Source organism: Sphingomonas gei (assembly GCF_004792685.1).
Taxonomy (GTDB): Bacteria; Pseudomonadota; Alphaproteobacteria; order Sphingomonadales; family Sphingomonadaceae; genus Sphingomonas; species Sphingomonas gei.
In genome coordinates this window covers 302,030-315,753 of record NZ_SRXT01000001.1, presented here as the reverse complement: position 1 = coordinate 315,753, position 13,724 = coordinate 302,030, and the positions used below count along the sequence as shown (strand labels likewise).

The following is a 13,724-nucleotide window of genomic DNA, read 5'->3' as shown; positions in this document are numbered from 1 at the left end:
AATATAATAGGGGAGAGGAACATCATGTCGATCGGAGCCATTCTCGCGGGCAACCGTGCGCATCTGCTGTGCCGGTCCGCAATCGTCCTGGCGATGCTGGGCCTGCCGACCGCCGTCCACGCGCAAACCGCCGATACGCGCGGTCAAGCCGAAGCAGACACCGCCGAAACCGATACGGAAATCGTCGTCACCGGAACGAGCATTCGCGGCATCCCGCCGACCGGTTCCGGCCTGATCAGCGTGTCGCGCGAAGACGCCAAGCTGATTGGCGCCGCCAGCACGCCCGAACTGCTCGCGACGGTACCGCAGCTCAACAGCTTCAACACCGCGCCGCGCACCAGCAACAACGGGCTCGGCTCCTTCGCGCCGGGTTTGCGCGGGCTGCCAGCGGCGGCCACCCTTCCGCTGATGAACGGGCACCGCCTGATCTCCGGCAGCACCCAGCAGACCAATCCCGATTACCCGTTCCTGCCCGAGCTGGCGATCGAACGCGTTGAGATCGTGGCCGACGGCGCCTCCGCGATCTACGGTTCGGACGCGGTGGCCGGCGTGGTCAATTTCATCACCCGCAAGCGCGTGTCCGGCCTGGAGGCGAATGTCCGCTACGGCATGGCGGACGATTATCACGCCTTCAATGCGGGCGGCATTTTCGGCCAGGACTGGAAAAGCGGCTCGTTCGTCCTGGCCTATCAATATCTCGAGAACAGCAACATCACCGGGGCGGACCGCGACTATCGTTCGCTCGATTTCCGGGCGGTCGGCGGCGTCGATACGCGCTCGACCGTCTGCCCGGATGCCAATGTGAACCTGTTCGCCGGCACCATCTATGCGGCGCCCAGCCTGACGCCGGGCACCAACACCTGCGATCCGCGCGGTCCGGTCGACCTTCTGCCGGAGAACCGCACGCACAGCGTGTTCGCCTCGGCGCGGCAGAAGCTTTCGAGCGGCGTGACCCTCTGGGCCGACATACTCTATTCGGATCGCAAGGACATCGTGCAGGCGGCCTTGCCGGGCCAGACTTTCGTCCTGATCACGGCTGCCAATCCCTTTTTCCGGGCACCGCCGGGCACCGGCTCGCTTTTCGGCTATTTCGACTTCCGCCCCGACAGGCTGGCCGGCGCGGATCATTTCGACCAGACCTTCCGGGTGCGTGCCGGCAATGCGACTGCCGGCATCGACATCAACCTGCCGCGCGATTTCAAGGCGACGGTCTACGGCACCTATAATTGGTCCCGCAACGACACCTTCCAGCCGGGAATCAATACGACGGCGCTGACTGCCGCCGCCGCGGGCACCACCGCCGCGACCGCTCTCGACCCCTTCGGCACCCGCACCAGCCCAGCGGTGGTCGCCGCCATCCTCGACAACCCCACCGACTTCACCAATCGCCAGCGGACCTACATTGGTGCCGCGAAGATCGACGGGACGCTGGTCGATCTGCCTGGCGGCGCGGTGAAGGTCGCACTGGGCGCCGAATATCGCCGCGAAACCTATATGCAGCGCGGCCAGAGCGGCGGGGTCGGTTTCCCCGAAAATCTGGAGCGCGACGTCGAATCGCTCTACGGCGAACTGTTCGTGCCGCTGTTCGGTGACGGCAATGCTTCGCCGATGGCGCGCAGCCTGACTCTGTCGCTCTCGGGTCGCTACGATCATTACAGCGATTTCGGTTCGACGACCAATCCGAAGGTCGGCGTCACCTGGGAGCCGGTCGAGGGCGTGAACCTCAGGGGAAGCTATGGGCGCTCCTTCCGGGCGCCGGGCCTTCGCGACCTGGGCTCGACCGTCGGGTCTTATTATGCCGCGGCCGCTTTGGTCGACGCCTTCGGCGCGCGTGATCCGTCGCGCGGTGCGGCGCAGGTCAACACGATCCTGCTCTTTGGCGGCAACCAGTCGCTCAAGCCCGAAACAGCGCGCACCTGGTCGCTCGGCGTCGATCTGCGGCCGAGATTTGCCCCGAACCTGACTGCGAGCGCCACCTTCTACGACATCAAATATGACGATGTGATCGGCACGCCTTCCGGGCTGGGGGCGCTGCTGTTCAGCGATCCGACTTTCGCCTCGCGGGTCATTCGCAATCCATCGGCAACGCAGCTGAGCGAAGCGATCGCCGACACCGTGCCCTTCTTCTACACCTTCGCCGCCATACCGACGATCAGCAATATCCTCGACCTGCGCCAGGGCAATTTCGGCGTCCGCAAGACCAACGGGATCGATTTCGATGTGCGCTACCGGCAGCCAGCAGGCTTCGGGACGATCTTCGCCGGGGTCGCCGGCAACTATATCCTGAACTACAGCAACCGCCTGTCCCCGACCTCGGCGGAGAGCGACTCGCTCGAAGCCGGCATTCCTCGTACCACGTTGCGCACCACGCTCGGCTTCACGGCAGGGCCGGTTACCTTGGTCAACTTCGTCAATCATCGCAGCGGCCTGACCGCCTCCTATGCGACGCCGACCGGGTCGAGCCTCTATACGACCAAGGGTTATACTACGGTGGACCTGCGCCTGTCCGCGCGCCTGCCGGATCTGGCATTTGCCCAAGGAATAGAGCTGGGGCTGCAGGTGAACGACCTGTTCGACGCGACTCCGCCCTTCTTCCCGGGGACCGACGGCATCGGCGGCGCCTATAATCCGATCGGTCGCTACGCCGCGATGAGCCTGCGGAGCTCCTTCTGAGGCTCTGGCGGGCGGCTGCCTCTCAGATGCTCGCCGCCCGCACCTGCCAGCGCATCGCCCTTGATGCCTGGAAACAAGCAAGGTTTGCCATTCGATGACCCGTGCCACTACCCGCGTGGACGTCCCGGCCCCCATCCCCCAGATCCGCCTGTATCAGGACTGGCTGAAGCGCACGCATCGGCGTGAATTCGCGACCTATGAGGATCTGCGCCGGTGGTCGGTGGACGACCTCGAGGGCTTCTGGCGCAGCATCTGGGACTATGACGGGATCGAATCGCCCACGCCCTGCGCAGCGGTGCTTGGCAACGACGAAATGCCCGGCGCGCGTTGGTTCGAAGGCACCCATGTGAACTATGCGCGCCATGTTTTTCGGCACGCCGCAGCGGCGGAAGCGGCGGGGCAACCCGCGATCATCGCTATGGATGAACTTGGTGCGAGCCTCACGCTGAGCTGGGCGGAACTGCGGCGCCAGACGGCATCGCTGGCGCTCGAACTTCGCGCGAGGGGCATCGGGCGGGGGGACCGTGTCGCCGCCTATCTTCCCAACATCCCGGCCGCCGTGGTGGGCCTGCTCGCCTGTGCCGGCCTGGGGGCGATCTGGACCCTGTGCTCTCCCGACATGGGCATCAACGCGGTGCTCGACCGCTGGCGCCAGACCGAGCCGAAGGCGCTGATCGCGGTGGATGGTATATTCTACGCCGGCAAGGCAATCGACCGCAGCGCCGCGGTCGCCCGACTTTGCGAGCAGCTTCCCAGCATCGAGACGCGGTTCATCGTCGCCAGCGGCTGTGCCGGAGCCGAGGTGCCTGGCGCCATCGCCTTTGAACAGGCGATCGCACGCGAGGACACCGCCGTCTCGGCCTTCGAGCCCGAATGGCTGCCCTTCGATCATCCGCTGTGGATCCTCTATTCCAGCGGCACCACCGGCCTGCCCAAACCGATCGTTCACGGCCATGGCGGTGTCCTGCTGGCGGCCGCGGCCGGACGGCTGCATTTCGACCTTGGCCCAAGCTATGCCGCGAACAATCTCGGTGACCGTTTCCACTGGTACAGCGCCAGCGGGTGGGTGATGTGGAATATCCAGGTCGGCGGACTGCTCAGCGGCACCACCATCTGCCTGTTCGACGGCTCGCCGAGCGGAACCAAAAACGAGCCCGACTGGACCCGGCTATGGGAGTTTGCCGCGCGCAGCGGCGTGACCTGGTTCGGGGCGGGCGCGGCGTTTTTCGCCAGCTGCCGCAAGTCCGGGCTCGACCTCGGCACGATCGAGGGCATTGACTGCATTCGCGCCCTCGGCAGCACCGGATCGCCGCTGCCGCCGGATGTGCAGCGCTGGGGCTCCGCCCAATTCGCCGCGCTCGGCCGGCCCGATATCTGGTGGTGCAACGTCAGCGGCGGGACCGAGATTGCCGCCGCCTTCATGGCCGGAAATCCCGAACTCCCCGATACGCCCGGGCGACTTCAGTGCCGGCACCTGGGCGCTGCGATCGAGGCATGGGACGAGGCCGGAAAGCCAGTCACGGGCGATGTCGGCGAGCTGGTCTGCACGCGTCCGTTTCCCAGCATGCCGCTCTATTTCTGGGGCGATGAAGGCGGCAGCCGATACCGGCAATCCTATTTCGAAACCTGGCCCGGTGTCTGGCGGCACGGCGATTGGCTGACGATCGGCACCGACGGCAGCTGCACCATTTCGGGCCGCAGCGACGCGACGATCAACCGGCACGGCGTGCGGATGGGTACGGCGGAAATCTACGCCGCCATCGAAGGCCTGCCACAGGTCGCGGACACGATGATCATCGACCTTGAAGGTGACGAGGGAGACAGCAAGCTGATCCTGTTCGTCGTCCCGGCCGAGGGGGTATCTGTCGATGCGGCAATGGAGGCGGCGGTCGCGGCGGCCATTCGCACCAGCCTGTCGCCGCGTTTCGTGCCCGATCTGCTGATTTCCGCGCCGGCCATTCCGCGCACGCTGTCCGGCAAGAAGCAGGAACTGCCAATCAAGCGGCTGTTCGCCGGCTGGCCCGTCGCCAAGGTGGTAAGCGCCGATGCGACCGCCACGCCGGAAGTCCTGCCCTGGTATGTCGAACAGGCGCAGCTTTGGCAGCGCGACGTCGAGACCGCAAGGAATCGGCGCCTGGGAGAGGTGATATGAAGGTCGGGGTCGTCGGTGCGGGCCTGATGGGTGCCGAGATCGCGTTGGTGTTCGCGCTGGCCGGCCATGATGTCGTGTTGCAGGATCGGAGCGAGGAAGCTCTGATCTCCGCCATCGATCGGCTGCGCTCGATCCTCGACAAAGGCGTGTCCCGCCAGCTTTATGCGTCGGAGACGGCGCGTGATGCGCTGGCGCGCATCCGGCCGACCCCGACTATCGCCGCCATGGCGGATTGCGCGCTGGTGACCGAGGCTGTCTTCGAATCGCTCGAGGCGAAGTCAGCCGTGCTGACCGCCCTGGACGGGCACTGCCAGCCCGCGTGCATCCTCGCGTCGAACACATCGACCCTGCCGATTTCCACGCTCGCTTCGTTCGTGACGCCCGAGCGCCGCGCGCGCTTTCTCGGCACGCATTATTTCTCGCCGGTTTCGCGCATGGCGCTGGTCGAAGTCATCCCCGGTTTCGCCACCGATGCCGCGACGATCGAGCAGGTGACGGCGGTACTGCGCGACATCGGCAAGCAGCCGGTCGCGATCAAGGACGTGGCCGGCTTCGCGGTCAACCGGATGCTTCACGCCCTGCTGATCGAGGCGGTGAAGCTGGTCGAGGAGGGCGTCGCTACTCCCGCCGATCTCGACATTGCGTGCCGTCTGGGACTGGGCCACCCCATCGGGCCGTTCGCAATGATGGACATCGTCACCTCGGATCTGTGCCTGCAAGTTCAGGAAATCCTGCACGATGCCTATGGCGAACGTTTCCGCCCGCCCGCCTTGCTCAAGCAGCGCGTGGCGGCGGGCCTTGGCGGCGGCAAGGCCCGCCCCGGCTGGATAAACGGCAAAGCGGCACGATCAGCAAGGGATGAGAGCCGATGACCATGCGTGAAGCGGCGCATCCCCATGGGAGCGTAGATCAAGGCCGCGGCGGCAAGCGCGGCTTCGTGCTGGGCATGCTGTGCTTCATCTATGTATTGAACTTCCTGGATCGCCAGCTGGTCTCGATCCTGGCCAAGCCAATCCAGGACAGCCTTCAGATTTCGGACAGCCAGCTAGGCTATATCACCGGCTTCTATTTCGCGCTCTTCTATTGCTTCATCGCAATCCCCGTCGGCTGGCTGGCGGATCGAACCAACCGAGTGAAGATCCTTTCGCTCGCCTGTGGCCTGTGGAGCGGCGCGACCATCGCCTGTGGCATGGCCGGGACCTATGGCCAGCTCGTCGCCGCGCGTATGGCGGTCGGCATTGGAGAGGCAGGAGGCGTGCCGCCCTCCTATGCAATCATCTCGGACAGCTTTCCGCGCGAACGGCGCGGTACCGCCATGGGCATCTTCAACCTCGGCCCGCCGCTCGGCTCGGCGCTCGGCGTGGCGTTCGGAGCGTCGCTCGCGGCCGCCTATGACTGGCGGGTGCCCTTTTATCTCGTCGGCGCGATCGGGGTGATTACGGCCGTCCTCGTCTATTTCCTCGTGCCCGAGCCTCCGCGCGGGCGCTTCGATCCCGCGCCCATATCCGCAGCGCAGGCAAGGTCCGGGCAGAGCTTCGGTCGGGCGATCGCCGGCTTTTTCGAAAACCGGGTGCTGGCGCTCGCCGCGCTTGCAAGCGGCGCCGCCAATTTCATCACTTATGGGCTCAGCAACTTCGCCACACTGTTCCTGATGCGCGAAAAGGGCATGACGCTGGATCAGGTGGCGATCTGGTATGCGCTGGCGGTCGGCGTCGGCATGGGCACTGGGATCTTCGTTTCGGGCAAGCTCGTCGATCGCTTCGCCGCCCGCAACAAGGCGGCCTATGGCACCATTCCCGCCGCGTCGCTGGTGATCGCATTGCCCTTCTTCCTGGGCTTCGCCGCGGCGGACCGGTGGGAGATTGCGCTCGCTTTGCTCTTCGTGCCGCTGTTCCTCAATTCCTTCTTCCTCCCCGCGACGGTCACCTTCGTCCAAGGCGAAGTCGATCCCGGCGCGCGGGTGATCTCCGGCGCGTTGCTGCTGCTGGTGATGAACCTGGTCGGGCTTGGTCTCGGGCCGACATTTGTCGGCATGGCGAGCGACTTCTTCCGCCCGGAATATGGCGGGCATTCGCTGCAGATGGCCTTCTATGCGATGGCGCCGATGTACCTGATCGCCGCGCTGCTGTTCCTGTGGCTCGCCCGCCTGATCAAGCGGCGCGGGCAATGACCGGCGCGCGGCCGCAGCCCGGCCGCCGCCGGCTGGCGAAGATCCACAATTGCCATATTCATGGAGAGCAAGATGAAGCGCACCCATAGCGTCGCCGTCCTGGCCACCATCGCGATCGGATGGGCGGCCACGAATGAAGCGAGGGCGTCCGGCACAATGTCGGCACCGGATGCCGCCGCCAGCCGGTGCAGCGACCTCGCAAAGCTGAAGCTACCCGACACCATTATCGCCAGCGCGCAACTCGTGCCTGCCAAGGCTGCCGAAGCGACGATTACGGGCAAGGTGCCCGGCTATCGCAGCTTCTGCCGCGTCGTCGCCCGCGTCCGGTCCGCGCCCGATTCCGACATCGGCGTCGAGATCTGGTTGCCGGTCGAGGGCTGGACCGGCGTCTTCCACGGCAATGGCAGCGGTGGTTTCGGCGGCACCTTCGCGCTCGGCTATTCCGGGATGGCCGATGGGTTGCGACGCGGCTTTGCCACCGCGACCACGGATACGGGCACCGCGCCCGCCACACCGCTCGAAGGAGACGCGCTGATCGGCCAGGAGCGCAAGTGGCGCGACTGGGGTCGCCTGTCGACGCACGCGATGACCGCAGCCGGCAAGGCGATCACCAAGGCCTTTTACGGGAAGGATGCGCAGCGATCCTATTACACCGGCTGCTCGACCGGAGGCCAGCAGGGGTTGATCGAGGCGCTCCATTATCCCCGCGACTATGACGGCATCCTCGTCGGCGCACCGGTCATGAACCGCACCTGGGGTCATGCGGCGGTGCTGTGGGATTACGCCGCGGCCAATCGCAACCCCGGCAGCCTGTTGTCCGAACCAAAGCTGAAGCTGCTCAATAAGGCCGCGATCGCTTCGTGCTGGCGCCAGGGGCACGGGGTGGCGGGGGACCGGTTCATCTCGGATCCCATGCGCTGCAAGTTCGACCCCGCTGTCCTCCAATGCAAAAGCGCGTCGTCGGACAACTGCCTGACCGAACCTGAAGTCGCGACTGCCCGCGCTTTCTATTCCGGACCGACCGACCGGGCCGGCAAGCCGACCTATTTCGGATGGCTGCCCGGCAGCGAAATGCCCGACATCTTCGGCTGGTCGTTCCTGCAAAAACCAATCGGCGATCAGCCACCTTTCGCGGCGCTGTTCAAATGGGTGTTCGGTGCCGGTTGGGATTGGAAGAACTTCGATTTCGATCGCGACATGCCGCTGGTCGACGCCCGTCTGGACGCGATCGTGAACGATGCGATGCGGGGCAGCCTCGCGGACTTTGCCGCGCGCGGCGGCAAGCTGATCGTCTTTCACGGCCTTGCTGACACGCTGGTGGCGCCAGGCCAGTCCGTCGCCTTTTTCGACCGGCACGCGGCGCAGACGAGCGGCGACGCCGAGCTTGCGGACAGTGCGCGGCTGTTCCTGGCGCCGGGCATGATGCATTGCGGCGGTGGCACCGGCCCGGACGCTTTCAACGCCACCCTTGGCATCCCGCCGCGCCCCCCCTCGGACGATGCGAAGCACGATCTGTTCTCGGCCTTGATCGCCTGGCGTGAGCGCGATGAAGCGCCCGACCGCATCATCGCCACGAAATTCGCGACCGAGGACGCGGGCAAGATCGAGATGCAGCGACCGCTTTGTTCCTACCCGCAAAAGGCGATCTACCAGGGGACGGGCTCGACGCTGTCTGCGGCCAATTTCCGCTGCGAAACCCCCTCCAAGGCTGAGCCGGGATAAGATGGATACCGACCCCCGCGAGCGTTGACTGACTTCGGGTCGCAGGCACCGTAGCTCAATCGATGGGCGGACCCTGAACGCTGTCGATCCGACTGTCGCTGCTACGCGAATAGCCGGCAGCTTCGGGAAGTGCGTTCGCAGCGCTGAAGGGCCACAATTGGGCGCTTTCCGTCCGTCCGCTTAATGTCGGCTACGGAGCCTTGACGGTGAAGCCGCATCTGATTCGACGCGCCGGCGGATTTCGGCAATGGGGGCACGATGACGACTATCGAGACCTATCTAGCGAACGCCGCGGCCCAGCGCGCGGCAGCCGAAAATACCAGTCTCCCTAATCGCCGGGAAATGCATGAGCGCTCCGCGATCACCTGGGAAACCATGGCGCGCGCCGCTAAAGACACTGAAGGCAGGGCGGCGGTCAATCTCGCGGCGAAGGTTGCTGCCGGCGTCGTAGCAACCTAGCCCGGAGCGCGGACGCTCGCAGTTCATGCTCCACTCGGGGGCTGTGCAGAGGCGTTATCGTCGCGCAACCAATGGGTCTTCGCCGGAAGTAGGACCAGCATCGTCGCGGCGATCAGCCCGCCGACGCCCATCGCCAGCGATACCGTCATGAGCCCGCTGCCCCCGGCGAACAGCGCGCCGGCGACCAGCGGCCCGACCGCGGATCCGCCGCGCCCGATCCCGATCACGAATCCGGTCCCGCTCGCCCTGAGCGCCGCCGGATATGCCTGGGCGAGGATCGGGTACATGCCCACCACGCCGGCGTTGATGAAGAACGCCGCGACCGCCGCCGCCGCCGACAGCTTGACCAGATCCTGGAAGCCGAGGCCGAACACCGCGATCGCCCCCACACCGGCGAGCATCGCCCCAATGACCAGCGGGCGAAGCGCGAAGCGCTGCGCGGCAAGCGCGATCGCCACGGCACCGGCAAGATTGCCGATATTGGCCATGACCAGCACGCGACCGGCCGAGGCCTGGTCGAAGCCCATGTCGACCACGATCTTGGGGATCCACTTCTGGACATAATAAAAGAACATGATCTGCGCGAAATAGGCGATGGTGAGCAGCAATGTGATGCGGGCATAACGCAGCGAGAACAGCGTCAATACCGACGGCGTCTCGGGCTGCGCAGGCGGCGGCGGCAATTGCTCGATCGGGGGCCGGGCAAGCCGCGCGAGCGTGGCGTTCACCCGCGCCATCGCGTCCGGACGGCGCCGTGCGATCAGCGAGTCGATCGATTCGGGAAGCAGAAAGAAAGCGAGCGGGAGCGCCACGCCAGTCGCGATCGCGCCCAACAGAAACACCGAACGCCAGTCGCCGGTACCGGCCAGCAGCGCCGAGGCGACCAGTCCGCCGAGAATCGCCCCGGTCGAATAGCCGGCGATGTTAAGCGACACGGCGAGCCCGCGGCGGCGATCGTTCGAGAATTCGGCGACCATCGCGCTGGTCGAGGACAGCATCCCGCCGATGCCGAGCCCCGTGAACAGTCGCGCGCCCGAGAGCCATCGAATATCGCGAGCGCCCCACGCCGCGAACATCCCGATCGCCATCACCACGAGGCAGCCGAGGATCGTCGGGCGCCGCCCGATGCGATCGGCGACATTGCCGATCAGCACCGATCCCGCCGCCATGCCGAACAGCTCCATCGACAGCAGCAGGCCCAGCGTCGCCTTGTCGATCCCCCATTCCAGCGCGATCCCCGGGGCCGCGAAGCTGATCGCCAGCACGTCGAAACCATCGAGCGCATTGAGCGCGATGCACAAGGCGATCACGACGATCTGGGCGGCGCGCATCGGCTCGGCGGCGATCGCCGCGCGGGGATCCTGCGTCATGGCGTTCCTCTCGGGTTCGGCCCGCGCCGCTTCGGACGGGGCTCATATGGCTTCAGCGCGGGGCGACCAGCGCCTTCACATGCCGTCGCAGCAGCGCCGCGGTCTCGGCACGCCGTTCGAGGCAGCGCGACACCGGGCCGACCACCACGATCGACAGCCGCCGATCGGGATACGCCAGCGGCAGCGCCACGCCGGCTAGGTCGGGGGTATATTCGGCATTGCTCTGATGCCAGCCGCGCGCCTCCGCCTCGGCCAGCTCGCCCTCGATGCGCTCCGGCGTCATCGGCGTGGTTGCCGAATAATCGGTGAAGTCGATGCGGCGATAGAGCACCTGCCGTTCCTCCGCACGCATCTGCGCGAGCAAGGCGCGCCCCGCCGAGCTGGCATGAATCGGCACTCGATCGCCGACCCGCGCGAAATAGCGCACCGGCTGACGCGACTCCGCCACGTCGACAAACATCGCCTGCACGCCCGCCGGCGCCGAGATCGCCACGGTCTCGCCGCTCTCCTGCATCACCGCGCGGATCAGCGGCCCAAGTTCCGCCGGCAGCGGATCCGCCTGCGAGACCTTCTCGGCCAGTTCGAGCCAGCGCGGACTCGGATAATGGCCGCCGCGCGGCAGCGGCTCGTAGAGATAGCCCATCGACGCCAGCGTGCCGACCAGCTTGAACGTGCTCGAGCGCGGCCAGCCCATAGCATCGGCTATCTCCGCGGCATTGGCGGGCCGCAGCCGCTCGGCGAAGAATTCGAGGATCTGCAGCGCATTGGCCGCCTGGCGGACGATCATGATTGAAGCCGTATGGCGCAAGCGCGGCCCCGGCAACAGCGTGTCGTGCGCAGGCCGGGCTCCGCCCCATCCTCAACGCGCCGTGAAGCCGCCATCGACCGGCAATGCCACGCCGGTGACGAAGCTGGCCTCGTCCGAGGCGAGCCAGAGCGCGGCATCGGCCACCTCCCCCGGCCGCACCAGCCGGCCGAGCGGCACCGCGGCGACGATCTTCGCTTCGTTGGCCGCCGCTTCGGCAGGATCGCCGCTGCGTCCGGTGAAGCCGAGCTTCATCGGCGTGTCGGCAAGGCCGGGACACACCACGTTGACCCGGATATTGTCGGGCGCCAGCGCCAGCGCGAGCGACTTGGCCAAGCCGACCACGCCCCATTTCGCCGCCGAATAGATCGGGCTCATCATCGACCCGACCAGCCCCGAGATCGACGAGGTGAAGATGATCGATCCGCCGCCGCGCGCGCGCATGTGCGGCGCGACCTGCCCGGCGCCGAGCGCCGCGGAGGTGATGTTGAGGTCGATCGCCTTCTGATACGCGACGAGATCGAGATTCTCGACCGATGCCGGCCCCGGCATCCCGGCATGCGCCCAGAGGATATCGGCCCCGCCAAGCGCCGCCACTGCCTGATCGATACTGCCGCGCGCGCCTTCGGGCGTCGACAGATCAGCGGCGATCGCCGTCACCCGATCGGCACCGAACTCTGCGACCAGCGCGTCGAGCGCCGCCGGATCGATATCGATCGCCGCGACCTGCGCGCCTTCGCGCACGAAGCGCTCGACCCCCGCCCGGCCCATTCCCGAAGCCGCGGCGGTGACGATCGCCAGCCTGCCCTGAAGGCGCATCACTCTCTCCTCAATTCGCAAAGGGATCGGCAAACTTGCCGGTGGTCGAGATCACGGTGGTGCGCGTCTCCAGATAGGAATCGAGCGCCTCGACGCCGTTCTCGCGGCCCCAGCCGCTGGTCTTGACGCCTCCATAAGGCGTGGACCAGCGGATGTAGCGATAGGTGTTGACCCAGACCATGCCAGCATGGATCCGGTTGGCGACTCGGTGCGCGCGGCCGACATCATTGGACCACAGCCCCGCGGCGAGACCGTAAGGCGTGCCGTTGGCGATCGCGACTGCTTCTTCCTCGCCATCGAACGGGATGATCGCCGCGATCGGGCCGAAAATCTCCTCCTGCGCGATCCGCATCTGCGGCGCGACGCCGGCGAACACCGTGGGCTCGACGAAATAGCCGCCGGCTAATCCATCCCGCTCGATGCGCGCGCCCCCGGCCACCAATTCGGCCCCCTCGTCGCGGCCGATATCGACATAAGACAGCGTCTTGGCGAGCTGCTCGGCATGCGCCTGCGGACCCATATGCGTGGCGGGGTCCATCTGGTTGCCGACGCGCACCCGGCCGGCGTTGCGGCGGAACGCGTCGACGACGCGGTCATAGACCGGGCGCTCGACCAGCACCCGGCTGCCGAGTGCGCAGCTCTGGCCGCACAATGCCCAGGCCGAGCCGGTGGCAGCGTTGACTGCATTCTCGATATCGGCGTCCGCGAAAATGATGTGCGGAGCCTTGCCGCCCAGCTCGAAGCTGAAGCGCTTGAGCGTGTCGGCGCCGGCCTTGAGAATCGTCTTGGCGGTCGCGCCCTCGCCGGTGAAGGCGATCTTGTCGACGCCCGGGTGCGCGACGAGATGCGCGCCGGCGACGGGGCCGTCGCCCGGCACGACATTGACCACGCCCGGCGGAAAGCCCGCCCGCTCGAACAACGCGGCGAGCGCCAGCGATGAGGCCGGAGTCTGCTCGGCGGGCTTGAGCACCACGGTGCATCCCGCCGCCAGTGCCGGGCCGAGCTTCCACGTCGCCGCCATCAGCGGCACGTTCCACGGCGTGATCGTGCCGACCACGCCCACCGGCAGCCGCGACGTGAAGGCGTGGACGCTGTCGTCCATCGGGATCGTCCGCCCGTCGCACTTGTCCGCGAGCGAGGCGAACCAGTGCCAATATTGCGGATGAAGGCCGATATCGCCGCGCGACTCACGAATCGCGCGGCCATTGTCGCGCGATTCGACCTGCGCCAGCGCCTCGATTTGCGTGGCGTAAAGCTCGGCGAACTTGCGCAGCAGCCCTGCCCGCTCCCACGGCGCCATCTTGCGCCACGGCCCCTCGAACGCCGCGCGCGCCGCAGCCACCGCGCGGTCCACGTCCTGCGCGCCGCCATAGGCGACCAGCGCCCAAGGCTGACCGGTCGCCGGATCCACGCTGTCGCGCACGCCACCGTCGATCGGCGCAACCCATGCACCACCGATGAACAGGCGATCGAAACGGAATTGTGGCATTAATTTACTCTCTATATGTGGACATATTAGTCCTCACATGGAAACATGAGTCAAGAGGGCTCAGG

The 13,724-nt window shown here is 66.5% G+C and carries 10 protein-coding genes; 6 read left to right on the top strand and 4 right to left on the bottom strand.

Annotation, left to right across the window (positions count from 1 at the left end; translation table 11 throughout):
- Positions 1-24 precede the first annotated feature (24 nt).
- The 6 genes from E5A73_RS01250 to E5A73_RS01225 all read left to right on the top strand — a co-directional run bounded on the left by E5A73_RS01250 (position 25) and on the right by E5A73_RS01225 (position 9,176).
- A complete protein-coding gene (locus E5A73_RS01250) occupies positions 25-2,673 on the top strand; it encodes a TonB-dependent receptor plug domain-containing protein (RefSeq protein WP_135961985.1) in 2,649 nt (882 codons plus the stop codon).
- A gap of 94 nt (positions 2,674-2,767) precedes the next feature.
- Positions 2,768-4,825 carry an acetoacetate--CoA ligase gene (locus E5A73_RS01245; RefSeq protein WP_135961984.1) on the top strand — a complete coding sequence of 686 codons (2,058 nt, stop codon included), beginning with the start codon at positions 2,768-2,770 and terminating at the stop codon, positions 4,823-4,825.
- Positions 4,822-5,697 carry a 3-hydroxyacyl-CoA dehydrogenase family protein gene (locus E5A73_RS01240; RefSeq protein WP_135961983.1) on the top strand — a complete coding sequence of 292 codons (876 nt, stop codon included), beginning with the start codon at positions 4,822-4,824 and terminating at the stop codon, positions 5,695-5,697. The genes E5A73_RS01245 and E5A73_RS01240 overlap by 4 nt, the downstream gene beginning before the upstream one ends.
- Positions 5,694-6,995: a spinster family MFS transporter gene (locus E5A73_RS01235; RefSeq protein WP_135961982.1), complete on the top strand. Its 1,302-nt coding sequence runs from the start codon at positions 5,694-5,696 to the stop codon at positions 6,993-6,995. Before E5A73_RS01240 ends, E5A73_RS01235 begins: the two co-directional genes overlap by 4 nt.
- A gap of 72 nt (positions 6,996-7,067) precedes the next feature.
- Positions 7,068-8,717: a tannase/feruloyl esterase family alpha/beta hydrolase gene (locus tag E5A73_RS01230; RefSeq protein WP_135961981.1), complete on the top strand. Its 1,650-nt coding sequence runs from the start codon at positions 7,068-7,070 to the stop codon at positions 8,715-8,717.
- 258 nt (positions 8,718-8,975) lie between these two features.
- Positions 8,976-9,176 carry a hypothetical protein gene (locus E5A73_RS01225; RefSeq protein ID WP_135961980.1) on the top strand — a complete coding sequence of 67 codons (201 nt, stop codon included), beginning with the start codon at positions 8,976-8,978 and terminating at the stop codon, positions 9,174-9,176.
- Between the two features lie 23 nt (positions 9,177-9,199).
- Here E5A73_RS01225 and E5A73_RS01220 read toward each other — a convergent pair whose 3' ends face one another.
- The 4 genes from E5A73_RS01220 to E5A73_RS01205 form a co-directional block, all read right to left on the bottom strand.
- Positions 9,200-10,546, bottom strand: a complete 1,347-nt coding sequence (locus E5A73_RS01220; protein ID WP_135961979.1) for an MFS transporter — start codon at positions 10,544-10,546, stop codon at positions 9,200-9,202.
- Between the two features lie 52 nt (positions 10,547-10,598).
- Complete coding sequence (locus E5A73_RS01215; RefSeq protein WP_135961978.1) at positions 10,599-11,333, bottom strand: IclR family transcriptional regulator; 735 nt, start codon at positions 11,331-11,333, stop codon at positions 10,599-10,601.
- Between the two features lie 72 nt (positions 11,334-11,405).
- The gene (locus E5A73_RS01210) at positions 11,406-12,170 is read right to left on the bottom strand and encodes an SDR family NAD(P)-dependent oxidoreductase (protein ID WP_135961977.1); all 765 of its coding nucleotides are present in this window, start codon (positions 12,168-12,170) and stop codon (positions 11,406-11,408) included.
- A gap of 10 nt (positions 12,171-12,180) precedes the next feature.
- Entirely contained in the window at positions 12,181-13,659 is a 1,479-nt protein-coding gene (locus E5A73_RS01205; protein WP_135961976.1) for an aldehyde dehydrogenase, read from the bottom strand.
- Positions 13,660-13,724: the final 65 nt, after the last annotated feature.